Origin of the sequence: Nibribacter ruber, from assembly GCF_009913235.1 — a bacterium.
GTDB classification, from domain to species: Bacteria; Bacteroidota; Bacteroidia; order Cytophagales; family Hymenobacteraceae; genus Nibribacter; species Nibribacter ruber.
In genome coordinates this window covers 1,706,095-1,731,396 of record NZ_CP047897.1, presented here as the reverse complement: position 1 = coordinate 1,731,396, position 25,302 = coordinate 1,706,095, and the positions used below count along the sequence as shown (strand labels likewise).

Annotated in this window: 21 protein-coding genes; 16 read left to right on the top strand and 5 right to left on the bottom strand. The window is 50.0% G+C overall.

From position 1 onward, the window contains the following. Positions 1-995 precede the first annotated feature (995 nt). The 5 genes from GU926_RS07325 to GU926_RS07305 all read left to right on the top strand — a co-directional run bounded on the left by GU926_RS07325 (position 996) and on the right by GU926_RS07305 (position 5,550). Positions 996-1,766: a 5'-nucleotidase C-terminal domain-containing protein gene (locus GU926_RS07325; protein ID WP_160690486.1), complete on the top strand. Its 771-nt coding sequence runs from the start codon at positions 996-998 to the stop codon at positions 1,764-1,766. 89 nt (positions 1,767-1,855) lie between these two features. Next, positions 1,856-2,791: a bifunctional metallophosphatase/5'-nucleotidase gene (locus GU926_RS07320; protein WP_160690484.1), complete on the top strand. Its 936-nt coding sequence runs from the start codon at positions 1,856-1,858 to the stop codon at positions 2,789-2,791. 96 nt (positions 2,792-2,887) lie between these two features. Next, on the top strand, positions 2,888-4,312 hold the full coding sequence (dnaA, locus tag GU926_RS07315; protein ID WP_160690482.1) for a chromosomal replication initiator protein DnaA: 1,425 nt from the start codon (positions 2,888-2,890) through the stop codon (positions 4,310-4,312). Positions 4,313-4,327: 15 nt separating this feature from the next. After that, on the top strand, positions 4,328-4,765 hold the full coding sequence (locus GU926_RS07310) for an RrF2 family transcriptional regulator (RefSeq protein ID WP_066505203.1): 438 nt from the start codon (positions 4,328-4,330) through the stop codon (positions 4,763-4,765). 146 nt (positions 4,766-4,911) lie between these two features. Continuing rightward, positions 4,912-5,550, top strand: coding sequence for a peroxiredoxin (locus tag GU926_RS07305; RefSeq protein WP_160690480.1), 639 nt, complete (start codon positions 4,912-4,914; stop codon positions 5,548-5,550). 459 nt (positions 5,551-6,009) lie between these two features. On the opposite strand, the gene GU926_RS07300 is transcribed toward GU926_RS07305, so the two are convergent. Both GU926_RS07300 and GU926_RS07295 read right to left on the bottom strand, forming a co-directional pair. Next, a complete protein-coding gene (locus tag GU926_RS07300; protein ID WP_160690478.1) occupies positions 6,010-6,504 on the bottom strand; it encodes a hypothetical protein in 495 nt (164 codons plus the stop codon). Positions 6,505-6,571: 67 nt separating this feature from the next. Continuing rightward, complete coding sequence (locus GU926_RS07295; RefSeq protein WP_160690476.1) at positions 6,572-7,009, bottom strand: OsmC family protein; 438 nt, start codon at positions 7,007-7,009, stop codon at positions 6,572-6,574. Between the two features lie 315 nt (positions 7,010-7,324). Here GU926_RS07295 and GU926_RS07290 point away from each other — a divergent pair, with 315 nt between their 5' ends. The 6 genes from GU926_RS07290 (at position 7,325) to GU926_RS07265 (ending at position 13,781) form a co-directional block, all read left to right on the top strand. Then, on the top strand, positions 7,325-8,818 hold the full coding sequence (locus tag GU926_RS07290; RefSeq protein ID WP_160690474.1) for a GH3 auxin-responsive promoter family protein: 1,494 nt from the start codon (positions 7,325-7,327) through the stop codon (positions 8,816-8,818). 103 nt (positions 8,819-8,921) lie between these two features. Next, positions 8,922-9,509, top strand: coding sequence for a hypothetical protein (locus tag GU926_RS07285; protein ID WP_160690472.1), 588 nt, complete (start codon positions 8,922-8,924; stop codon positions 9,507-9,509). A gap of 115 nt (positions 9,510-9,624) precedes the next feature. Continuing rightward, positions 9,625-10,779, top strand: coding sequence for a 1-deoxy-D-xylulose-5-phosphate reductoisomerase (locus tag GU926_RS07280; RefSeq protein WP_160690470.1), 1,155 nt, complete (start codon positions 9,625-9,627; stop codon positions 10,777-10,779). 93 nt (positions 10,780-10,872) lie between these two features. After that, entirely contained in the window at positions 10,873-12,186 is a 1,314-nt protein-coding gene (gene rseP, locus GU926_RS07275; protein WP_160690468.1) for an RIP metalloprotease RseP, read from the top strand. Positions 12,187-12,302: 116 nt separating this feature from the next. Further along, complete coding sequence (locus GU926_RS07270; RefSeq protein ID WP_160690466.1) at positions 12,303-12,806, top strand: DUF6702 family protein; 504 nt, start codon at positions 12,303-12,305, stop codon at positions 12,804-12,806. Positions 12,807-12,968: 162 nt separating this feature from the next. Next, a complete protein-coding gene (locus GU926_RS07265; RefSeq protein WP_198001470.1) occupies positions 12,969-13,781 on the top strand; it encodes a hypothetical protein in 813 nt (270 codons plus the stop codon). Between the two features lie 87 nt (positions 13,782-13,868). Here GU926_RS07265 and GU926_RS07260 read toward each other — a convergent pair whose 3' ends face one another. Both GU926_RS07260 and GU926_RS07255 read right to left on the bottom strand, forming a co-directional pair. Further along, complete coding sequence (locus tag GU926_RS07260) at positions 13,869-14,297, bottom strand: hypothetical protein (RefSeq protein WP_160690464.1); 429 nt, start codon at positions 14,295-14,297, stop codon at positions 13,869-13,871. A gap of 193 nt (positions 14,298-14,490) precedes the next feature. Further along, positions 14,491-16,500, bottom strand: a complete 2,010-nt coding sequence (locus tag GU926_RS07255) for an OmpA family protein (protein WP_160690462.1) — start codon at positions 16,498-16,500, stop codon at positions 14,491-14,493. A 194-nt stretch (positions 16,501-16,694) separates the two neighbouring features. Here GU926_RS07255 and lon point away from each other — a divergent pair, with 194 nt between their 5' ends. The 5 genes from lon to GU926_RS07230 all read left to right on the top strand — a co-directional run bounded on the left by lon (position 16,695) and on the right by GU926_RS07230 (position 23,846). Next, complete coding sequence (gene lon / locus GU926_RS07250; RefSeq protein ID WP_160690460.1) at positions 16,695-19,193, top strand: endopeptidase La; 2,499 nt, start codon at positions 16,695-16,697, stop codon at positions 19,191-19,193. A 172-nt stretch (positions 19,194-19,365) separates the two neighbouring features. Then, positions 19,366-20,415 carry a type IX secretion system protein PorQ gene (gene porQ, locus GU926_RS07245; protein ID WP_160690458.1) on the top strand — a complete coding sequence of 350 codons (1,050 nt, stop codon included), beginning with the start codon at positions 19,366-19,368 and terminating at the stop codon, positions 20,413-20,415. A 40-nt stretch (positions 20,416-20,455) separates the two neighbouring features. Further along, on the top strand, positions 20,456-20,998 hold the full coding sequence (locus tag GU926_RS07240) for a hypothetical protein (RefSeq protein ID WP_160690456.1): 543 nt from the start codon (positions 20,456-20,458) through the stop codon (positions 20,996-20,998). Between the two features lie 231 nt (positions 20,999-21,229). Beyond that, positions 21,230-22,627, top strand: a complete 1,398-nt coding sequence (gene hslU, locus GU926_RS07235) for an ATP-dependent protease ATPase subunit HslU (RefSeq protein ID WP_160690454.1) — start codon at positions 21,230-21,232, stop codon at positions 22,625-22,627. Between the two features lie 490 nt (positions 22,628-23,117). After that, the gene (locus GU926_RS07230) at positions 23,118-23,846 is read left to right on the top strand and encodes an SDR family NAD(P)-dependent oxidoreductase (RefSeq protein WP_160690452.1); all 729 of its coding nucleotides are present in this window, start codon (positions 23,118-23,120) and stop codon (positions 23,844-23,846) included. Between the two features lie 90 nt (positions 23,847-23,936). Here GU926_RS07230 and GU926_RS07225 read toward each other — a convergent pair whose 3' ends face one another. After that, positions 23,937-25,019 (bottom strand): hypothetical protein, encoded by a 1,083-nt coding sequence (locus tag GU926_RS07225; RefSeq protein WP_160690450.1) that lies wholly within the window; start codon positions 25,017-25,019, stop codon positions 23,937-23,939. Positions 25,020-25,302 lie beyond the last annotated feature (283 nt).

The following is a 25,302-nucleotide window of genomic DNA, read 5'->3' as shown; positions in this document are numbered from 1 at the left end:
AACTCCGTTTTTGGCCTGTTTTCTAGAAACTAGGCCAAAAACGGAGTTTGTTATTGGGGTAAATGATTTATAAACCAGTGAAGCCCTAACCATTGGTGATCAATCATTAATCACTGGTCCCTGGTCATTATCCATTAGTCACTGTTCATTGATTTCTTCTTCCAGTTGAAGTACCTGAAACAACGGGACATGATACGGCGGAAGTTTTTGGGGAAGGTGGCCCGGCACCAGTGTCTGAGTTCCCGGATCTCGTGGGTCATCAACTGACGAAGGCACTTTCGGAGTTCTTTTTCAAAAAGGGTGACATCAAAACTAACTTTTAATAGAATCAACTTGCTGTACTGTAAGTAAGAAGTGCTCATGATAGGTAGAATGTGGAGGAAATTAAATGGCTTTTGATAAAATGAGAACGCTGTCAGATAACCATCCATTGCCCAAATGGTTGCGGCTGGATAGAACGGAGAGAGGAAGTAAGCGGTAGGACGGGGGAGAATGCTAGGTGAGAATGCGGTGGTGCAACAGGTAAAGCGAAAGGTGCACCGCCTGTGATACTGAGCGCTTTGCGTGCTTCAAAAATCTGCATTCCTGTCTTTGCCATAAGGAGAAAGGCAGGTGTTTGGATGCGCTTATAGAACGAAGCACAAAACGCAAAACTTTTTTAGCCCGGGCTCGCCATTGGCCCAACACCGGACGGTAAGTGCACACGCTTGCTATGCTCCGGAACAAGCCGGGCGCCCATCGTCTTACCTGACGGAACAGCATTAAAAGTAAACGTAGCATGTGGTTAGATGGGCAGTGAATTAGTTCTCCAATAACCAGAAAGGGTTAGACAAGTGTACGTAAAAACATCTTAATTGTCAATGACTTACCTATAAAAATTATCCAGTGACTTTATAAAATGGGTGCAAGTGCTCAGGACCTACTTTAGGCGGGAGCGGGAGAGTTCTTTGGGTTTATAGCGGCAAGGGCCGTATCTTTGGTAAAACCTCAACCGCATGCTTTCAATTAAACGGATACCACATACATGGGGGGCGTTGGCCCTAGGCCTTTCGCTGGCCTTTACAGGCTGTCAGAAGCCTTTAAGCCCCTCGGCCCAGCTTGGGCAAAACACAGACATTCCGGTGAATACCCAGGTGGCAACAGATCCCAAGGCAGAGACCACCATTGCCCCGTACCGCGAGCGCGTGGATAAGACCATGAACGAAGTGATTGGGCAGGCCCCCAAGGCTTTGGAGAAGGACGGCCTTGAATCTACGTTGGGTAATTTTGTAGCCGATTTGACACGCACCCAGACCATGGTCGCCTATGGCAAACCCATTGACATGGGCGCCATCACCAGCGGAGCCCTGCGCAACCCCATTGACCAGGGCCCCGTGACCGTGGGCGACATCTTTGAGTTGATGCCCTTTGAAAACGAGATGATGGTCCTGACCCTGTCTGGCAAAACCGTGCAGGAGATGTTTGACTTTGCCGCGGCCCGCAAAATCTTGTCAGTGTCTAACGCCACATTTACGGTACAGAATGGCAAGCCCTTGAACATCATGATTGGCGGCAAGCCCTTTGACCCTGATAAAACCTATACGCTGGCCATCTCTGACTACCTGGCCAACGGCGGCGACAACATGGGCTTCTTGAAAGACGCGCTCCAATCTGAAAAAGCCAGCCTGCTGGCCCGTGATGCCATCATGCAGGAAGTAAAACAGCTCACTGCCCAAGGCAAGCCCGTAACCGGCGCCAAGGACGGAAGAGTGAAAGTGATTAATTAAGATTTGAAAATTTGAAGATGAGAAGATTTGAAAATTGAATCATATCCATCTCCAAATTTCCACATCTTCAAATCTCCAAATTTGAAAACATGAAACGTCGTGAATTTATAAAGAGCACCGTGGTAGGTACCGCGGGTTTGGCGGTGTTGGGTCTGCCGAGCCTAGCCAATGCAGCGGCTTCGCCTATCAAGTTGACTATTCTGCACACCAATGACATGCACTCGCGCATTGACCCGTTCCCGAATGACGGACGCAAGAACGGAGGCATGGGCGGCATGGCGCGCAGAGCTACTTTGGTCAAGCAGATTAGACAGCAGGAACCCAACGTGCTATTGTTGGACGCCGGTGACATCTGGCAGGGAACTCCGTATTTCAACTTCTTCGGGGGCGAGCTGGAGTTCAAGTTGATGACCCAGATGGGGTATGATGCGGCAACCCTGGGCAACCACGACTTTGACAATGGGCTGGAAGGATTGCAAAAGCAATTGCCTCACGCCGGTTTTCCGTTCCTGACCGCCAACTATGACTTCACTGACACCCCTTTGAAGAGTGACTTCAAGCCTTATAAGGTCTTTGTTAAAGAAGGCGTACGCGTAGGTGTCTTCGGCTTGGGCATTGAACTGGCCGGATTGGTAGCAGACAAAAACTTTGGCGGTACCAAATACTTAGACCCAGTGGCTACGGCCCAGAGCATGGTCAAAACCTTGCGTGAGCAGGAGAAGGTGGACTTGATAATTTGCCTGAGCCACCTGGGCTTTAAATATGAGAGCGCTAAAATTGACGACCTCAAACTGGCTAAGCAGGTGAGTGGCATTGACTTGATTATTGGCGGGCACACGCATACGTTCTTGGATGAACCAGAAAAAGTGGTACATTCAGATAGGCATACCACTTTAGTGAACCAAGTAGGCTGGTCGGGTATCAACCTGGGGCGCATAGACTTCACCTTTGACAGAAAGAAGAAAGTAAAAACAGGGTCTACGGCCTCGGTTCTGCCCTTGAATCATAGTGTCAATATTTCGTAAGGTTCAAGTTTTTTGTTCAAGAGTTTTTTTTCATTTTTGTAGCCCTCTGAAAAAATCATCACTCAAATAAACGCGGGATTGGAAGAAGCGATGTTAATGGTAAAAGACTGTACAACCGTCTGGCATAACTGTTTACAGGTTATCAAGGACAGCATAGGAGAGCAGAGCTACAAAACGTGGTTCGAGCCGATTGTGCCTTTGTCTTTGACCGGTAACGTATTGACTATTCAAGTCCCTAGCCAATTCTTCTATGAGTGGCTGGAGGAGCACTATGTGGGCCTTCTTAAGAAAGTGGTGTTTCAGGAGTTGGGTTCTGAGGGCCGCTTGGAGTACTCTATCATTGTAGACCAGGGCAACGACCACAGCAAACCACAAACGGTGAACATCCCTACCAAGAAGGTGCCTTCTGCGGTAGTGAATTCATACAGTCCAGAGCGTTCTTTCTTAAAGAACCCGTTTGAGAGCAAAGCCATTGACCGGCACTTCTTCAACTCGCAACTCAACCAGAGCTATACCTTTGACAATTACATTGAGGGTGACTGCAACCGCTTAGCGCGTTCTGCGGGCTATGCTGTGGCCAACAAGCCGGGTACAACGTCCTTCAACCCATTGATGGTGTATGGTGGCGTGGGACTGGGCAAGACGCATTTGGTGCAGGCCATTGGTAACCACATCAAGAGCAACAACCCAGACAAGTTTGTGTTGTACGTGTCTTCAGAGAAGTTCGTGAACCAGTTCATTGAATCCTTAAAGACCAACAGCGTACAAGACTTCGCCAACTTCTATCTGTTGGTAGATATTCTCATTATTGACGATGTGCAGTTTCTGAGCGGGAAAGAAAAGACGCAGGAAATGTTCTTCCATATCTTCAACCACCTGCACCAGTCTGGCAAGCAGATTGTGATGACCTCAGACTGTCCACCGCGTGACCTGAAAGGCTTGGAGGAGCGTCTGTTGTCCCGTTTCAAGTGGGGTTTGACGGCAGATTTGCAGAGCCCGGACTTTGAGACCCGCATGGCCATCATCTACAAAAAGATGCAGTCAGACGGTATTCATATTCCAGACAATGTGATTGAGTACCTGGCCTACAGCGTAGATACCAACGTGCGTGAACTGGAAGGTGTGCTCATTTCTTTAATTGCCCAGTCGTCTTTGAACCGCAAGGAAATTGACCTGGAACTGGCCAAAGCCGCACTCAAGCACATCATTGAAGATGTGGAGACCGAGGTGAACCTGGACTTCATCCAGAAGACGGTGGCCGAGTACTTTGACGTAACCCTGGAGTCTCTGAAAGCCAAAACACGCAAGAAAGAGATTGTAACGGCCCGTCAGGTAGCCATGTACTTCGCCAAAGAATACACCAGCCACTCGCTTAAGTCTATTGGCTATCATTTTGGCGGACGTGACCACTCTACCGTGATTCACTCGGTGCAGACCGTGTCTGACCTCATTGACACCGACAAGAAATTCAAAGCTTCTATCCAAGAGTTGCAGAAGAAATTCAAGGTCAAAGCCGGCTAAGCTTCCCTATCTGGTATGATTTCCAAGAAAGCCAAGTACGCCCTCAAGGCGCTACTCTACCTTGCCAAGAACTCAGAAAAACCATTGGTGCTCATCTCTGAGATTGCCGAAGGCGAGCGCATTCCCCGTAAATTCTTAGAAGCCATTCTGGTGGATCTGAAAGTACAGCAGGTGGTGCAGAGCACGCGCGGCAAGAACGGCGGCTACACCTTGGTCAAAGACCCTTCCCAAATCTCAGTCGGCAACGTCATCCGCATGATTGACGGCCCTTTGGCGCCGGTGCATTGCGTGAGCCATCTCTATTACCGCAAGTGCGAAGAGTGCGTGGACGAGACCACCTGTGAGATTAGAATCCTCATGAAACAGGTAAGAGACGCTACTTGCGCTATTCTGGACACCACCTTTCTCACAGATTTAACCAAGGTAAGAACCTTAGTAGAGGCTGAGGCCTAGGACTTCTCCTTTTTATTTATTCTATTTGTCTACTACATCTATAGGGATTAGATGTTAATGATTTCCCCTGAAGAAGAGTTTGGTTGTGTAGTTGGGAGGGAAGGCTAGTAAAGTGTTAATATTTTTCATCCTTAACCCACAACCACATGGCATTACGTTTAGGCGACATCGCCCCAGATTTCACCGCAGACACCTCATTAGGCCCGCTTTCTTTCCATGAATGGATTGGCGACGGTTGGGCCGTTTTGTTTTCGCACCCAAGAGATTACACGCCGGTTTGTACCACAGAACTGGGTGCCGTAGCCCGCATCAAAGACCAATTTGACCAGCGCAACGTGAAGGTAGCCGCCATCAGCGTAGACCCCGTAGACTCGCACCACGGCTGGATTCAGGACATCAATGAGACGCAGAACACCAACGTCAACTTCCCTATCATTGCCGACCCAGAGAAGAAGGTAGCCGATTTGTATGACATGATTCACCCCAACGCCAGCGATACCGCCACTGTGCGCTCTGTGTTCGTGATTGGGCCAGACAAGAAGATTAAACTGACCTTGACCTATCCGGCGTCTACAGGAAGAAACTTCGCCGAGATAATCAGGGTAATAGACTCCCTGCAACTGACTGCCAACCACAGCGTGGCCACGCCAGCCAACTGGGAAAACGGCCAGGACTGCGTGATTCTGCCATCGGTGCCGCAGGAGCAGGTAGAGGAGAAATTCCCGAAAGGCCACACCGTGCTCAAGCCGTACCTGCGCATGACGCCTCAGCCTAATTTAAACTAAGCCGTTTTTGGCCTGATTTCCAGAAAACAACCTAAAAATGGCCCCAACCCCTTCCCCGTGGAGAGGGGCTTTATCTGGCGCGAGTCTCCTGACTCGTGACTGAGGATGGAGGGTAGTCTCCAGACTACCCTAGCGGGCACCGCGAAACCAGTGCGCATTTGCCGCTTATCTTTTAGAGTCGTCCTCCCGGGCCTCCGAAGGGGGACGGAATGCGTTGTTGATTATAGAACCGATGACATTGCCTTGTCTCGCACGCATCGATGATTTGGCAGGCGTGCGGACACAAGCGGACGCTTGCGCCATAATCATTTCCCACTCTAATTATCCGTTTTTAGCCTGATTTCCTGAAATCAGGCCAAAAACGCAAATTCCCTTAAAAACAGAATCGGCCACCCTGGGTAGAGTGGCCGATTCTGTTTTTACGCTGTTTCCGGGAAAATAGCCCGAGAACGGTTGATGTTATCGTCTATTGTTAGAATTATCAGTGACCGGAATCGCGTGCTTATCGGCTACTTCTTTGATTTTCTCCTTCACCAGTTTCAGGCTTTTGCGGCTACGCACCAGTTTTAGGTCCAGTTGGCAGCGGGTATTGTCGCGCATGTCAAAACGGGCCGTGGTGTTGTTGAACGTGATGCCGGTGACGTCTTGCAGGTGAATAGCTACCTTTTTCTTGAAGTGACCGCGTTTCTCCACCACGTAGGCCGGCGTAATCTCCAGATACGACTGAGAGCCAAACAGGGACGTATTCTGCGCCAGAATGAAAATCAGGTAGCCGGCCGCCAGCGCCAGGAAAATGTAATGGATGAAGTGGCGGTCATTGGTGCCGTTCTCCGGTTCTGTGAAGAGCAGAAACAAACTGTACACAATCCACAGCAGTACCAATGATAACTGTACCCCGAAGGAAATCTTATGATCGCGCGACGGGCGCAACCCTACTCTAGCCAATGATCTCATGCAAAACGTCTATTGAGCAAAGATACTAATTTTTCTATACTACCTTGAATGGGACTTCTGAAGTCTTCTACGCGTTTTTCAAGCTCGCCTGAAGGGTTATTTCCTTGACAGCGCCCAAGGCTCTGGAGATAGGGCAGCCGTCTTTGGCTTTTTGGGCAAACTCCTGCAATTCTTCATTGGTCAAGCCCGGCACTTCTGCCTCACACGTCAATGCAATCTTACTGATGAACGGACCGGTGTCGTCTTTGCCCAGTGTGACTTTGGCCTCAGTGGTCACAGAAGTGGCAGTTTTGCCAGCACCTTCTAACAGGGCAGACAAGAACATTGAATAACAGCCTGCATGCGCGGCACCAATCAGTTCTTCTGGGTTGGTGCCCGTCACGTCGTCCTCAAACCTAGACCCGAAGGAATAGCGCGCATCCAAAGCACCGCTTTGCGTAGAGACTGTTCCCTTGCCTTCTTTCAGGCCGCCGTTCCAGACGGCTTTTCCAGTATTGTTTGCCATAGTTGTAGATGGTTAAATGTGTTGATGTGTACTTGTTTGCGCTGTTTAAGTTAGAAGTTTTCCTGTTTTAAAAAAACTAGGCAAGCCAGAGCAAAGGCATCTGGTTAAAAGAAAAGGGCATTTCTGGCGAAGGAAGAAATAGAGTATTGATGCCGTTTTTGGCTTCTTTTCTAGGAAACTGGCAAAAAGCGGAAGGTGCATTAAAAAGAACCCGGCAGGAGCAATTTTAGCCATGGCGATGTAAATTAGTGGGCATCTCTTTTCTGGATACAAGCCCTAGATTCTTATCTTTACCAACTTACCAACCACCTACCTATGGGCGTAAAGGCTTTCTTGAGTAAACCACTGGCGGCTCTGGCCCACAGCCGTCAACAATCCTGGATGCAGAATCCGGCAGAAGCTCAGCAGAAAATCCTACAGAATCTTTTGCAGAAAGGCGCGAACACTGCCTTCGGAAAAGACCATCATTTCAAAGACATACAGAACCACCAGGAGTTTGCGCAGGCCGTGCCCGTGGGCGATTATGAAGCGCTCAAACCCTACTTTGACCGCGTCAAGGAAGGGGAGAAGAACGTGCTTTGGCCGGGCCAGCCGCTGTACTTTGCCAAAACCTCTGGCACTACCTCGGGCACCAAGTACATTCCAATCACCCAAGATTCCATGCCCAATCACGTGAGCGGCGGCAAAAGCGCCTTGCTCAGCTACATTCATGAGACGGGCCGGTCGCAGTTTCTGGATGGCAAATTGATTTTCTTGAGCGGCAGTCCCGAGCTGGAGAAAGTGAGCGGCATTAATACCGGCAGGTTATCGGGCATTATCAACCACCACGTGCCGGGCTACCTGCGCCGCGACCAGTTGCCTAGCTATAAAACAAATTGCATAGACGACTGGGAAACCAAGCTGGACGCCATCATCAATGAAACCATAGACCAGCGCATGACGCTCATCTCGGGTATTCCGCCGTGGGTGCAGATGTACTTTGATAAGATCATGGCGCGCACGGGCAAGCAGATAAAGGACGTGTTTCCAGACTTTAACCTGTTTGTGTACGGCGGCGTGAACTTCGCGCCGTATCGTGCCAAGCTGTATGAGAGCATCGGCCGCAAGGTAGATTCTATAGAGACGTTTCCAGCTTCTGAGGGCTTCTTCGCCTACCAGAACCTGCAGGAAGACCCGGGTTTGCTTTTGATGGCTGACAGTGGCATTTTCTTCGAGTTTGTGCCCGTGGAGGAATTCCATAACCCAAATCCCACGCGCCTGACCGTGGCCGAAGTGAAGACCGATGTCAACTACGCACTCATCATCAACAGCAACGCCGGTCTTTGGGGCTACTCCATTGGCGACACGGTTAAGTTCACGTCCCTGTTTCCACATAAATTGGTAGTCAGTGGCCGTTTAAAACATTTCATCTCAGCGTTTGGCGAGCACGTCATTGCCGAAGAGGTGGAAGGTGCCTTACAGGATGCCATGAAAGAGTTTCCGGAGGTGGCCGTCACCGAGTTTACCGTCGCTCCGTACGTGAGTCCAGATGCCGGGGCATCGTATCATGAGTGGCTGATTGCCTTCGCGCAAGCTCCGCAGGAGCCAGAGCAGTTTGCCAAGGCGTTAGACGTGCATCTGCGCAAGCGTAATGCGTATTACGATGACCTCATTGCCGGTAATATTCTCAGCACTTTGAAGGTGACAGCCTTGGCCCCCAACGCATTTCAGGAGTACATGAAACAGCAAGGCAAGCTGGGCGGCCAGAACAAGGTGCCGCGCCTGAGCAACGACCGGACGCTGGCAGATGGGTTGCTGGCCAATTTGTAATGCAGTATGGTACCTATCCAAAAAAGTGATGGGAGCTAAGCTAGGAAAAGAAGCTTTTCGTAAAAACGCCCGTATGCGGTCTAAGACCAATTTATAAACGATTATGCGATACCTTCAATCCCTTGTTTTAGGCCTTTGCGTTACTGTGTTGGTAGGTTGCCATGAGGATAGATCGGGTCAGGAAGCTATTGCTACCACCAACCAGGCTGACCAGGAAATGCCGATCGATTCAATTTTTGAGCCCGTGCGTGAAAAGGCTGGTACTAGTAACAGGCCACAAGAACCAGAACAGGAGAAAGTCATCACCAGCCTGGAGCCCCAAAAACCTTCCGTGGAAGTGGATGTTATCAATGGGTACCTGGACGATTTTAGAGGCTGTGCCTGCTACTTCGCCAGAAATCAGGAGGAATTGAAACAAGAGAAATTCATCTACTTCAATGACTACCAGCAAAAGGCTTTGGTATCCATCAATGGTTCCAGAATCTCCTTGGTAGGTGCAGCAAAAGGAAACCCATCCACCTTGAATTCGCCTTACAAAGACTCAAAAGGCCATTATGAAGTGACCGTGACTATTCAGGATAGCCAACAAACCGGCGACGAGGTGGCCTCCAAGAAAGGTACTTTGATGGTTAAGGATCTAAAGACTGGGGCTTCCCAAAGCGTGCCTTTTGTGGGTGAGTGCGGTTGCTAGGATAACTGCAAAAAAGCAGTCTGCTCGGGTTTAAAGTGATAAATAGATAATAGGTAACTTGCGTTTTTAGCCTAATTTCGCAAAAGCAGCCCAAAAACGGCTTTTACTTTTTTACATGAAGAAACGAGTAGCCATTCTTGGCTCAACCGGCTCCATAGGCACCCAGGCCCTGGAAGTGATTCAAGCGCAGGCAGAGGCGTTTGAGGTGGAGGTGCTCACCGCCCACTCCAACGCAGACCTGCTCATCACTCAAGCCATTGCGGTACAGCCCAACGCGGTGGTCATCACGCAGGAAGACTTGTACGAAAAAGTGCGGGACGCCTTGGCTTCGCACCCAATTAAGGTGTACGCTGGTTTGAATTCGGTGAGTTCTGTGGTGCAGATGGACACCGTGGACATTGTCTTGACGGCCATGGTGGGCTATGCGGGGCTGTTGCCTACCATCAAAGCCATTGAGGCGGGCAAGACCATTGCGCTGGCCAACAAAGAGACGCTGGTGGTGGCGGGGCAGTTGATTACGGATCTGGCCAAGGAGAAAGCGGTGAACATCTATCCCGTTGATTCTGAGCATAGCGCCATCTTTCAGTGCCTCACTGGCGAATTCCATAACCCCATTGAGAAAATCATCCTCACTGCCTCGGGTGGCCCGTTCAGGGGAAAGGACCGCACGTTCTTAGAAACTGTGACCAGAGCACAGGCCTTGAAGCACCCTAACTGGGAGATGGGCGCCAAGATTACCATTGATTCGGCCTCGCTTATGAATAAGGGTTTAGAGGTGATTGAGGCGAAGTGGCTGTTTGGCTTGCAGAATAATCAGATAGAAGTCATCGTGCATCCGCAATCTATTGTGCACTCGCTCGTTCAGTTTGAGGACGGCTCTTTAAAGGCACAGATGGGCTTGCCCGACATGAAACTGCCCATTCAATACGCGCTGGGCTACCCTAACCGCTTGAAATCCAATTACCCACGGTTCAACTTCATGGATTATCCGCAACTCACCTTTGAGAAACCGGATTTGGAGACCTTCCAAAACCTGGGCTTGGCGTTTGCGGCCATGGAGAAGGGTGGCAACGCGCCGTGCGTGCTCAATGCTGCCAATGAGGTGGCCGTAGCCGCATTTTTGCGCGAGGAGATAGGCTTTCTAGAGATGTCTGACCTCATTTCTGACTGTCTCGCCAAAGTTGCGTATATTGCCAGTCCTTCTTTGGAGGATTACATCCAGACAGACCAGGAAGCCCGTCGTTTAGCGCAGGAAAGAGTACACGCCTAGCCGGTGCCCTTTTCGCGCAGACAAAATAGAAGAGACAAATACCGCGGCCCAGAGACTACGCTTGTGGGCCGTAAAACCTTATAACCATAACAAATGGATGCTTTAGTAATGGCCGGCCAGTTAATTCTGGGGCTGACCATCTTAGTAGGAATACATGAACTGGGTCACATGCTCACCGCCAAGTGGTTTGGCATGCGCGTGGAGAAATACGCCATCGGGTTCCCGCCTAAATTAGTAAGCAAGCAAGTGGGTGAGACCGAGTATATGATTGGCATGATTCCGCTGGGCGGCTTCGTGAAAATCTCCGGCATGGTGGATGAGTCTCTGGACACGGCCATGCTCAATGCCGAGCCTCAGCCTTGGGAGTTCAGAGCCAAGCCGGCCTGGCAGCGACTGATTGTCATGATGGGTGGTATCATCTTCAACGTAATCACCGGTATTGTCATTTACGCGGGCCTCACCTGGTACTACGGGGATCGTTACCTGCTGGCCGAAGACGTGAAATACGGCATTGTCACCAATGAGATTGGTCAACAGATTGGCCTCAAGGACGGTGACAAAGTGGTGGGCATCAACGGAAAACCTTTGGTGGAGTTCCAGGATGTGTACAGCCCAGAGGTGCTCTTGGATAGAAACGGTTCTTACACCGTAGAGCGTGACGGCCAGCGCATGACCGTTCCCGTGCCGGCAGATTTGATGGACAAACTCGCCGACAACGACAAGATTGGCTTTATCTTGCCGCGGGAGCCGTTTGTGATTGGCAGCGTGAAATCTGGCAGTGCCGCAGACAAAGCCGGGTTGAAGGCCGGTGACAAGATTGTGAAGATTGGCAACCAGCCTATCCAGTTTTTCCATGAGTTTCAGGCGGCCTTGAGTCACTACAAGGCCAAGACGGTTCCTTTGCAGATTGAGAGAGCCGGCAAGCCTATGACTTTGAACCCAACCGTGTACGAAGACGGCACCCTTGGTTTCTTCCCAGAACTGCTATTGCCCCGTGCTACCCACCACTACGGGTTCCTGGAGTCCATTCCGCTGGGAGCTGAGAAAGCCTTCTCGGTGATCATAACCAACATCAAAGGCTTCGGGAAGATCTTCAGAGCCGAGGTTTCTGCCTCCAAAGCCTTGAGCGGCCCAATTGGCATTGCCCAGATTTTTGGCGGTACCTTCTCCTGGATCAACTTCTGGACCATCACGGCCATGTTGTCCATGGTGCTGGCGTTTATGAACTTCTTGCCCATTCCGGCGCTGGACGGCGGTCACGTGATGTTCCTGACGTATGAGATCATCTCGGGCCGTAAGCCGTCAGACAAGTTCCTGGAGAACGCGCAGAAGGTGGGCATGGTGTTGCTGCTGGGTTTGATGGCCTTCGCCATTTTCAATGACTTCTTTAAGTTGCTGTTCAAATAGCATTTAGATTCAAATCAAAAGACACAAGAGGGAAGACTTCTTTTTTGGAGTGTACCTAATTTGTTGAGCCAGAAGAGACGCAATAAACTTGCGTCTCTTCCTGTTTAAAAGAGAACATGAATATTAGAAAGGCTTTATATTTTGCATTACTGGTCGGTTTTCTGTTGCCAGTGCAAGCGTGGGCGCATGACTTCCATACCAGCATCACAGATGCGCGCTACAACCCCAAGACGCAGAGCTATGAGTTGTCCATCAGGCTCTTCGCCGATGACCTGGAAGACGCCCTCAGCAAGCGCCACAAGACCAGCATCCGGTTGGACAAGTCTGAGCGCGTGAACAAACTCATTGCCGAGTACCTGCAAGCGCATTTTACCATTTCTGCCGGAAAAGGCGCACGGCCAACTCAGAAGTTTGTAGGCGCCCAGGAAGAGGCAGACGCCATCTGGCTCTACATTGAGATACCCGCCGGCAAGGCACCAGGGCAAAACCTGTTTGTACAGAATGATCTTTTGATGGAGCTCTTTGATGACCAGACCAACATCCTCAACCTGCAGGTGGGCGCCAGGAAGAAGTCGGTGCTTAGCCGCGTTGGAGACACCCAGCATGAGGTTTCCTTGTAGGTTGACTTCCTCTTCTCTTGACTAGGGCAGATGGGTAAACTCCTAGGGGAAGGAGCCAGTTCTTTTAGAAAATTAGAATCCAAGCATGCCTGATAAAGTGGAGGCTTTCAGGCATCTCAACACTACACGTGAAATAGAAACAGGGATAGAATTTAGCAGTTTATGAGAAAAAGCTTACTCCGCATTATTGTCCTTCTTATGGGCACTGCCGCCACCGGCTGTTCCAGCGTGTACATGCCGAACGTGCCCAACACCCCCATGCTCACTTCACGAGGCGAATTGAGTACCAGCGCTCACATTACTTTAAAAGGCAATGCCAGTTTCAACTCAGCCTATGCGGTTACAGACCATGTGGGTGTGTTGGTAAGCGGAGCCATGATGAACAATGATTCCCGCAAAAAAGACTTTCGGCATAACCTGCTGGAGGCGGGCGGCGGCTACTTCACTACGTTTGGCCCCAACCAAAACCGCATTCTGGAAGTCTACGCCGGCCTGGGCCGCGGCAGCAGCGACCGTACCTACAAAGAGTCCACCCCCGAAGGTATGATGACCTATGACCGGCAGGAGGTTAAGTTCAATAAGATGTTTTTGCAGGTCAATTACTCTTCCAGAAAGAAGCGCGTGTTGACGCTTTTTGGCAACGAGCATACCTTGAATTACGGAACCGCTTTGCGCATTAGTCGGGTGAGCATGTCTGAGTTCTTCCGGAACGATGTGAAGCAGCCCACCGAGGACAACATCTTCTTTGAGCCTGTCTTCTATACCCGTTTGCACCTGACGCCCAACATCCAATTGCAGTATACCAGCGGCAGTAACTTCGGCCTCAAAAACCGTGATTTTATGACCGCCGGCAACTCTGTGATGAGCATTGGCTTAATTGTGAACGTGGGCGGCAAAAAGCTTAGAAAAGACGCTCCTAGGCCAGAAGACCGTACGCCGGCTATTCAGATTCCTGGTTTGCCGAAGAAGAACTAGACAGAAGTAGCGTAAACACAAACTCCCGTTTTTGGCCTGTTTTCTGTAAAACAAGCCAAAAACGGGAGGTTTGTATTTATAGAAAGATTAGTTGAAAGATGCAGGCTCAGTCAATTGCCCAGCCGCTATTCTGTTGATTCTAGGTTGTAGAATCCAAATTCCGAAGGGCAGAAAGAGGATTAGAAAAGAATAGAAGAAGTAGTCTCCAAACCTGGCTTCTTTTGAAAGCTCTATGGACTTGATGGTTTTGGCTGGAAAAATGTTTGTGGAGTAGAGAAAGGCAAAGAAGACGTAAAAGCCAGGCAACGCTTTCAGACCACTATAATGGACGCTCTTCCCTTCAGAAAGAACCATGGTTATTACATAGACCCCAAACCAAACAAAGCAGTTTACAAGAAAGTAGGTGGACCTTAATTGGACTTTAGGAGATAAGAACCCCTGTAACAGGTACCCGATGACCATTGGGTAGGAGAAATAAAGCAGAACTCCTGATAACGAGAGGAGCAGGTCTACCATGGGGTATTGCTCCAGTGTGACATTCCCTATAAGTTGAGCGAAAATGGTAATAAGAAAGATTTGCCAGTGCTTTGCGTGTAAAAGCCTTTCCATGTTCTTTTGTTTTACTCCTCTTGCCACAAACCTTCCGTTTTTGGGCTAATTCCTAGAAAACAGGCCAAAAACGGAAGATTTGTGGCAAGAGATGGCTTGGTTATTCCCAACCGCCTCCGCCGTCATTCTTTCCCTCAGAAGTCCCTGAACCCGGTTTAATGAGCTTGAACTCCACTCGTCGGTTCACGGCGCGGTCTTCTAGGGTAAACTCTTCTTTAATGGGTTCAGAGCTTCCTTTGCCCACGGCGTGGATTCGGTTTTCATCCAGCTTGCCTTTGTCCACTATGTACTTCTTGATGGAGATGGCGCGCCAGTTAGAGAGTTCCAGGTTGGCGTCTGGGTCTCCGGAAGCATCGGTGTGGCCTTCTATGCTCAGGTTAATGTCTGGATGATCCACCATGAACAGCACAATGCGGTCCAGGCTGGATTCCATGTCTTTTTTGATGTCGGCTTTGCCTTCGTCAAACTCCAGGTTCTTGAAAATAAGCGGAATGCTGTAGTCAATGAGCGTGGTCATGATTTTCATGACGGTGTCGCTTTTCAGGTCCACCTCTTTTTCAATGGAGAAGAAATCGGGGCTCTGGATGAGCATCATGTAGCGGCTGTTGTCAATGAGGTCAAAGTCAAAAGAACCGTCGTCGCGCAGGTATTTGGAGGCCACTTCCACGCCATTGTCCATGTCAATGATGGAAATGATGCCGTTGAGCGGTTTGTTGGTAATGGAGTCTGTGAGGACGCCGGAGAGTTTGGTTACGGCCAGCGGGTGCGCCTCCATGGGCAGCGGGAAGGAGAAAAGGTCCAGGTTCTTGAGATTGGTCTCCTCTGAGCGGGCGTAATATAGGTTTTTGGATTCAGCGTCAATGGTGAAGTAGTACTCGCTTCCCTTGCCGTTCACCAGCGGACCCACGTTGCGCGGCTCCTGCCAGTGGCCGTTCACGCGGTAAGTCTTGTAGATGTCAAAATCCCCGAAGTTGAGCAACTGCCCCCGTGAGCTGAAGTACAGCACCTGGTACAAGGGATGGAAATACGGACTCACCTCACTCTCGCGGGTGTTCACCACCGGTCCCAGGTTCTTGGCATTGGACCAATCGCCGTTCTTCTGTTTCACCGTGTAATAAATATCTGACAAACCAAAGCCACCCAGTCTATCTGAGGCAAAGTAGAGCGTGTCTTCCTGCGGTGAAAGCGTGGGCTGCGAATCCCAAGCCTTGCTGTTCACGCTAGTCCCCAGGTTCTTAATTTGCCCCCAGGAGCCGTCGGTAAGTTTATTGGCAGAATACAAGTCACAGTTGCCGTAACCATCAGGGCTTTCGCAGCGGGCAAAGTACAGCGTCTTGCCATCGCGGCTGAGGCAGGCAGAACCTTCGTTGTAAATGCTGTTGATGGGCTTGCCAAAGGACTGCCCCTCATGCCAGTAGCCGTTCTCGTTTTTAGAGAAATACAGGTCCTCGTCGGTGCCGGTGGATTTGGTGGCCTTGCGGCGCGAGGTGTAAATAAACAAAGAACTATCCGCGTGCACGGCAGGGCCGTAGTCTTCTGCCTTGGAGTTGATGGCATCGCCCATATTAGTGTACACGCCGCGCGGGGGCTTGTAGGTGGCCACACTTTTGCGGTACTCTACAATCTCATAATACTGCTTAAGCGGTACGTACAAATCCTGCTTTTTCTGCTCCAGAGAGTCATAGTACAATTGCACGCGCTTAATGTCCGTGCGGTGGTGTTTAAGGACCAGACGGTAATAGGCGATGGCTTTTTCGCGCTGGCCCAGTTTCTCATACAGCTGGCCCAGGCGCCAAAGCAGTTTGGTGTCACGGTAGAAGTTGTCAATCCCGAAGTTGCCCACGTAGTCCTCCAGCAATGGTAGGACTTTGGCCCAGTTCTGTTTTTTCTCCAGCTTTAGAATGGCGTTGAGCTTAGAGGAGTTTTGGTAGAAGGCCACCTTGTTGAGGTTCGGGAATTCTAAGACCAGCTCGGCCTCTGGGGTACGGTCCCTAAGAGAATCAGAAACAGCTTTCTGCCGAATACGCAAGGGCGATTTCGTCTGGCCCACAGCGGCAAAACTGTAGGCTGCAAACAGCAAGGAAAGGCAAAGGAGTCGAAGTAGTGGCATAGTAAAATAGCTGCCGGGGGAATACTATTCTTAATTACATATCAAATGTAAGTTTTTCTGCCGGGTTCTCTCAGGAAATATAGAAGTTTTACGGCCTACATTGGCATAGGACTTGACATATATCTATCTTCATCCAAAACCGTGCAGTTTACGCACAGAATGCTGTCATTATGGCATTCAATGAGGTCGCTTTTATGAATAATACCCAAGATACGCTGTTACACCAACTCATGCTTGCCGACTTGGCAGACGATGGCAATGGAGACATCATCTCCATTATCACCACTGATCTGGAAGACGGAGAAGGTTCTGAGAAGAATAAACCAGATACCCTGCCGCTTTTGCCGGTTCGCAACACCGTGCTTTTTCCGGGCGTGGTTCTACCCATCACCGTGACCAGAAAGAAGTCTGTGAAACTGGTGCGCAAAGCCTATCGCGGCGATAAGATTGTGGGCGTAGTGGCCCAGAAGAACATGTCTGCTGAAGAGCCGGGCGGCGAAGATTTGTACACCGTGGGCACCATGGCCAAAATCCTGAAAATGCTGGTCCTGCCAGACGGGAACACCACCATCATCATTCAGGGGCAGAGCCGCTTTACCGTAGAAGAAGTCACGCAAGAAGACCCGTTTTTGACGGCCAAAGTGTCCTATTGCCCAGAGGTGTTCCCCAACAAAACCAGCAAAGAAGTGAAGGCCCTGGTACGCTCCCTGCAAGAGGCGGCCGCCAAGATTCTGAAGCTCAACCCTGAAATTCCGCAGGAAGCCCAGGTGGCTCTGGACAACATTGACAGCCCAAGCTTCTTGACGCATTTCCTGTCCTCTAACATCAACGTGGAGGTAGCCCAGAAGCAGAAGTTGTTAGAGATTAACGACGGCGTAGAGCGCGGCACTACCTTGTTGCAGTTGATGATGCGTGAAATCCAGATGCTGGAAATTAAGCAGGAAATCCACAGCAAGGTGCACCTGGACATTGATGAGCAACAGCGCGACTATTTCCTGCGTCAGCAAATCAAAGTCTTGCAGGACGAGCTGGGCATGGACGGCCCCGAGCAGGAAGTGGAGAAGATGCGTCTGCGTGCCGCCAAAAAGAAATGGCCCGAAACCGTGGCCAAGCACTTCAACAAAGAGATAGACAAACTAGGCCGCCTGAACCCGCAGGCCGCTGAGTATCCTATCTCCTTGAACTACTGCGAGTTCTTGCTGGACCTGCCTTGGAACGAAAACACCAAGGATAACTTCAACCTGAAGCGCACCAAGAAAATTCTGGACGCTGACCATTACGGCTTGGAGAAAGTGAAAGAGCGCATCTTGGAGTATTTGGCCGTCTTGAAGCTGAAGAACGATATGAAGGCGCCTATCCTTTGCTTGTACGGACCTCCGGGCGTGGGGAAAACTTCGTTGGGACGCTCTGTAGCCAAAGCTTTGGGCCGTAAATACGTGCGCATTGCCTTAGGCGGCGTTCGCGACGAAGCCGAGATTCGCGGGCACCGCAAAACCTACGTGGGCGCTATGCCGGGCCGTATCATCAGTCAGATTAAGAAAGTTGAGTCTTCTAACCCGGTCATGATTCTGGACGAGGTGGATAAGATTAATTCTGACTTCAGAGGCGACCCGTCTTCTGCCTTGCTGGAGGTGTTGGACCCAGAGCAGAACCATACCTTCGTGGACAATTACCTGGAAGTGGAGTATGACCTTTCTAAAGTCTTGTTCATTGCTACGGCTAACTCATTGGATACCATTCACCCAGCCCTGCGTGACCGCATGGAGATTATTGAGGTGACCGGCTATACCATTGAAGAGAAGGTTGAAATTGCCAAGCGCCACTTGCTGTCAAAGCTCAAAGAAGACCACGGCCTACAAGCCAAAGACGTGGCTTTCTCCACCGGAGCCATCCAGAAGGTAATAGAAGACTATACCCGTGAATCTGGTGTAAGGAATCTGGAACGTAAACTGGGGGCTGTTGTCCGAAACATTGCCAAATCCAAAGCCATGGAAGAGGAGTGGCCGGCCAAGCTGGAAGCCAAAGACATAGTGCGCATACTAGGCCCAGAAATCTTCGACAAAGAACTGTACCAGGACAATGAAACCGCAGGCGTTGTGACGGGCTTGGCCTGGACCAGCGTGGGTGGCGACATTCTGTTCATTGAGTCACTATTGAGCCGCGGCAAAGGGAAGCTGACCTTGTCTGGACAGCTAGGCGATGTGATGAAGGAATCTGCCATGACGGCCGTTTCTTACCTGCGCGCCCGTGCCCAGGAGCTGGACATTGACTACCGCCTGTTTGACCAGTATGACTTGCACATCCACTTCCCGGAAGGGGCCGTGCCGAAGGACGGGCCAAGTGCCGGTATTGCCATCTTCACGTCCATTGCCTCTGTGTTTACGCAACGCAAAGTGCGCTCGCATCTGGCCATGACCGGTGAGATTACACTACGCGGAAAGGTATTGCCAGTGGGTGGTATCAAAGAAAAGATTCTGGCGGCCAAACGTGCGGGAGTAAAAGACGTGATTCTGTGCAACAAGAACCGCAAAGAGGTGAATGAGATTGCCGCTCACTACATTGCCGGGCTCAACATCCATTACGTAGACCGCGTGGACGATGTGCTGGAGTTCGCGCTGTTGCCAGAGAAAGTTGCTAAACCGTTAGAATTAAAGGTCACTGAAGAACCAGTTCCGGCCCGCGCTGACAACTAAAAGTAGCTCTCCCTCGCCACCGGCGAGTGAGAGCTACTTAGGCCTCTGGCCGTTATGAGTGTATGAAGTTAATCTAATAAACGGCGAGACACCGCATGTTTCTCACACTCTCCGGAGGCGAGCGAGGGATCTACATTAGAAAAGCTGATTTTAGCCTATTTTCACGAAAACAATGCAAAAACGCCTTTTCCTTCTGGGGCTTCTATGGGTTGCTGTGCTACAGTGTACCTATGCCCAGATAGGAGGGCGTTCTGCTTTTTCGTTTCTGCAAGTCCCTACCCACGCACGGGTGGCGGCCTTGGGTGGCATCAATATTTCGTCCGGGCTGGAAGAGGTGAATGCCGTCACGGAAAACCCGGCGCTGATGCAAGGCAAGACCAATCGGCATTTGTCTTTCACACACCTCAACTACCTCTCAGACATCAGCCAAAACAACGTCCAGTACACCTTTGACCACCCCAAATACGGCAGAAACGCCGTGGGTGTACAGTATCTGGACTATGGGGATTTCACCCAACGCGATGCCGCCGGTCTGGAGGAAGGAAGCTTTAACGTGCGGGATTACGTGGTCACGCTTTCGCATGCGTCTACCATTGAACATATAACGGTGGGCGGTACCTTAAAAGGGGCGGTTTCTAACATTGCCGGAAACCAGGCCTTCGCAACAGCTTTAGACTTGGGCGGTTCGTTCAAGCATCCAGAAAAAGAACTGATTGTAGGTGTGGCCATCAAAAACTTGGGCCTTATGCTCAAACCCTATGACGGCAGTGACCGCGAGCCTCTGCCTTTGGATATACAACTGGGCGTGAGCTACAAACCAGAGCACGCGCCGTTCAGATTGTCGGTGACGGGACATCAGTTGCATAGATGGGATATTGTCTATCTAGACCCCAACCAAAAAGGCACCATCAATGAGAACAACGAGGAGGTGAAGGAAGAAAAAAGCTTCGGGGACCAGCTGGCCCGGCACTTTGTGGTAGGTGGTGAATTTCTCTTGAGTCAAAACTTTCAATTGCGGGCGGGGTACAACCATTTGCGGCACCAGGAACTGGTTCAGGAAAACGCGGGCGGTATGGCGGGTTTCTCCTTCGGGAGTTCTATCCGTATCAAAGCCTTCCGGTTTGACTACAGCTACGCCAAGTTTCACGTGGCCGGCGCCGGTCATTACCTCACGCTCACCACCGACCTGAACAGCTTTTTGAGTAAAGCGCCGGAGCTTTGATAATGTGCCAACTATCTAATTGTTGGGTATATTATAAGATATGAGAATAATAGAGAATTACCTGTCTAATCAAAGCATCGAACTAGTTCAACAGTTAATTGGTGAACATGTGTTTATGATTTACAGCAATGGGTTGCAAGTAAATGTAAACCTCAATCTATTTGAATCATCCTCATTCTCATTATCCTCAAAAAAGGGGTTTCTCAACTTTGAGACCTCTTGGATAGATTTTGATGATTATGAATACTATCAATTGGAGGTAAGTCAATCTAAAACCCCAAAAGAAATAAAAATAAGCGAAGAAGGATATTTACTCGCTTCCTGCTCAATAAATATCACTCCATCAAGTGCGATTAGTAGAATACAACTCTTTGAAGATAAAGATGTAGATGAGTGGAACAGTGAAGGAAAAGAGCTGATAACTGTAAAATACGATTCAGCATTTTTGTTTACTCAGGAAGATGGACAACAATTTTTAGTGGGTGTCTCTGAAACAATCGCAGATTTAACACTTTTCATAAGAGATAACCAATCAATCATGGAACATCTTGCACCAATGGAAAGAAGGTTAGAATGGATGTAAGAGCGTATTCATTTTAATATGAAATATGGTAAGGATAGAATTCGTGCTGAAGTGTAGCAGAAACCATTAGTTAATTTCATGCTGTTTTTGGCCTGTTTTCTAGAAAATAGGCCAAAAACGAATTAGAACCGAAATAAAAATAGCCTTCGGGCATAGAGTATAAACTTGAAGAAGAATGCATGAGACTTTTGCATTCTCTCATTCATTCATTCTCTCATTCAAAATTAACCTATGTTAGATCCAACCAAGTACTTGACCCCCGCTCAAATTGTAGCCGAACTGGATAAATACATCATTGGCCAGCATGACGCCAAGCGCAACGTGGCCATTGCCTTACGTAACCGCTGGCGCCGCATGCACGCCGATCCTGAGATGCAGAAGGAGATTGTGCCCAACAACATCTTGATGATTGGCGCCACCGGCGTGGGGAAGACCGAGATTGCCCGCCGTTTGGCCAGCATTGCAGACGCGCCCTTCACCAAAGTAGAAGCTTCTAAGTTCACCGAGGTAGGCTATGTAGGCCGCGACGTGGAAAGCATGGTGCGTGACTTAGTGGAACAGGCCGTGAACATGGTCAAGACCCGCAAAAAGGAAGACGTAAAAGCGCAGGCTGCCCAAATGGTGGAAGACATCATCCTGGACGCCCTCATTCCGCCTATCAACCAGCCAGGAAATCGTGAAATGGGGTTTGACAGCTCTATTGGTTCAGAGGAGCCCAATAGCGATTATGAACTCAACGAGCGTACGCGTGAGCGCTTCCGGGAGAAAATAAGAAACGGCGAACTGGAAGACCGTAAGATTGAAATCAAGGTGTCGCAAAGCGCTTCTTCGGGGGTGGGTGTGATGGGACCGGGCATGGACGAAATGCAGATGGCCGGCATCCAGGAGATGATTGGCAACATGATGCCCAAAAAGACCAAGAAGCGCAAAGTGACCATCTCTGAGGCCCGCAAAATTCTGCTAGAAGAAGAAGCGTCCAAGCTCATTGACATGGACGAGGTGAAGGAAGAGGCCATTGCCAAAGCCGAGAACGCCGGCGTCATCTTCATTGACGAGATTGACAAAGTAGCCAGCGCCAGCGGCAAAGGCGGCAGCGGCCCAGACGTGAGCCGCGAAGGCGTTCAGCGGGACCTTTTGCCTATTGTGGAAGGAAGCACCGTCAACACCAAATACGGCGTCATCAAAACCGATCATATCCTGTTCATTGCCGCCGGAGCTTTCCACGTGGCCAAGCCCTCAGATTTGATTCCAGAGTTGCAGGGACGTTTCCCGATTAGAGTAGAACTACAGAGCCTGAGCAAAGACGATTTCTACCAGATTCTCAAGTACCCGAAGAATGCGCTCACCAAGCAGTATGTAGAACTGCTGAGAGCAGAAGAAGTAGAGCTGTCTTTTTCAGATGAAGCCCTGCAGAAGATTGCAGAAATCGCGTTTGAGGTAAACGCCGAAGTGGAGAACATTGGCGCCCGCCGTCTGCACACCGTCATGAGCCGCCTGCTCAATGACATTCTGTATGACGTGCCAGACACCATTCCTACCAACGCCAAACTCATGGTCACCCCAGAAATGGTAGAAGAGCGCTTGCGTGACATGGTCAAAAACAGAGACCTTAGCCAGTATATTTTATAATTAAGAATTAAGAATTAATCCGATTTGACCGTTCCTCCCTCTTTGTCATCTTGAAAGTGGGACATCCCAGGCTTGACTTGGGGGATCTTGTGGGCCAGCTAGACAGGCGGTGATTAAACGCCCTGCTTCAAGTTTATAACTTGGAGCCAATCATAGAGCAAGTTTCCAACTTGCACGACTTGCATGGTGAGGCACGCAAGTTTGTAAACTTGCCTCATCTTACCCACAAGCTACAAGCTTGCGGGAGAGTGTATGGCGTTTTTGGCTTCTTTTCCAGAAAAAAGGCCAAAAACGGTTTGCCTTAGGCCTCACAGGTTTTCAAAACCCGTGAGGCCTTTTACTTTCGTTAAGGCACTCCTGGGTCTTCCAAACACTCCCATGATCAATCAAGCCTCCCAACTTTTTACCCGCTCTTCTGCGTATGCAAAGCCAAGGAGGAAACTAGAATATCCATTTCTAATCTCTAATTTTTAATTTCTAATTAGAAATCATGAACTACTATATCATCACGGGTGCCAGCCGCGGGTTGGGCAAAGCTATTGCCGAAGCCTTATTGAAAGATGACCAGAACAGAGTCATTGGCGTGTCCAGAAACTGCTCCATTACGCATAAGAACTACCGCCACCAGCCGCTTGATTTTTCTGACATGGCCGGCGTGGAGCACAACCTGCACAAGATATTTGAGCCTCTGCCCGATGCCCAGAAAATAGTGTTGGTGAACAACGCCGGCGTGGTAGGCGATATTGGCTACGTGGGGCAGAGCCAGAACGAGCACTTTGAGTTTGTCTTTGACGTGAACGTGGTGGTGCCGGCCATGCTCATGAACATGTTCCTGCAAGTCTACCAACACCGGCAGGACTGTGAGAAGATGATTGTGAACATAAGTTCGGGGGCAGGGCAACGGCCTATAGACGGTTGGGCGGCTTACTGTGCCTCAAAAGCCGCGCTGGATATGTTGTCCCAGACAGCACAGGTAGAACAGGACTTGATGCAGACGGGCGTGAAGGTGTTCTCGCTGTCGCCGGGGGTGATTGACACAGATATGCAGGAGCAGATCAGAAGTTCAGACGTGGCGCAGTTCAGCAGTGTGCAGAATTTTAAAGACATGCACCAGAACAAAGCGCTGGCCTCACCAGAAGAAGCCGCGCAGCAGGTTATTCAGTTGATGGAAAAGCCTAGCCTGGCCAATGGCGTTGTTTGTTCTGTGCGCGATTTTTAAAGTCGTTTTTAGCCTGTTTTCTGGAAAAGATGCCAAAAACGGTGGCCCATGCTTTACAAAAAGCATGGGCCACCGTTTTTACTGCTTATGCTAATTAGAAGACGTCAGGCCGGAAGAAGGGTAGACACCCAGTTTTTTCAATTCCTCGTCCAGGTAGGCGTTCCACTTTGCCTGCCCTGCAGAGGAAATGCCGTGGCTGGTGTCTGCGTCGTACTTTTTCTGCTCATCGCCAATTTCCCAGAGCGCCTTCAGGTACTCGTATTGAATCATGGAGTCATAGTCTTCTATAGTAAGCTTCTGGGGCTGAATGCGTTGCTTAAAGCGTTCGGCGGCTACTTTCACGATGTCAAAATGCCGTTGCTCATGGTTGAGGGTACGGGCGTCTCGGGCATTATCTTGTATTTGGGTGAGTTCGCGCAGGGCGTATACTTTTACGTGAATCTTGATATGGATGATGCCTTTGTCCATGGTGGCCGTGCTTTCATATGACAAACCCGGAAAGATGGAGGCCGCGAAGTTGTTGGGTGGTCTTCGGCCCTTAAAGTCACTGAAGTTCAACGGCTGGTTGGGGTCATAGAACAGCGTGTCTGGCTCGGTATTCTCCAGGTGGTCTGTGATGTGTACCTGTAGACCTTTGGCCAGTTTCTCGTTGCCGGCGGCTTCGCGTTCCATCCAGAGATGCAGGTATTCCAGAGAACCGTTCAACAGTTTTCTGAGCGTGGACTCTACTACCGTCAACTGATGGCTGGAGCGGATGTACCGGGCGCCACTTTTGTAATCCAACAGGTGAATCTGCTTGCCTTCGCGCCGTAATTCAAATGCCACAGAGATGGCCACTTGCCCGTTTACCTTTCCTTTGTCGCCGGGTGTTTCTGTGACCTGGTATTCTTTGATCTTGAGCGTAATGGGCCGCAGGCTGGCATTCTGCGCCAAGCTTTGTTGAAGGTAGGTTGTAATGGCCAGCACGGCACCTCCCTGAAAGTCTACGGTCTGAGCCGCCGGAGGCAAGGCAGGAGTTGTAAACGGCGGCACCAGCGTGCCAATGGTTTTTTGGGAAACTCTTTCATCCACCACTTCGGCTATGTGAAACTCGTTCGGGATGAAGGGCAGTTTCTCGGCGCGTAATTGAATAGGAGCAATGGTAGCCGAACTGGGTTTTCCGGCGGCTATCAATAAAATAATGTTTAACAGAAGGAAGGCGGCCAACAGCAGCTTCCAGAAAAAAGGTTTCCTGAAGGGCCGCAATTGCCTGCGAACTGGGGGAGAGGTTCTGTAATAAAAGTGGTTCATAAAAGATGGAAAGCCCGCTATGATAGACAAGCCAAGTGTTTTGCCGGGAAAGGCTTCTGCGTGAAGCGCGGCGTATGAGAAGAACACTTGGCTAGGGACCTCGGTTCAACTCATCAAGCCTTTCCTGCTGCCGTTTTTGGCCTGTTTTGCAGAAATTAGCCTAAAA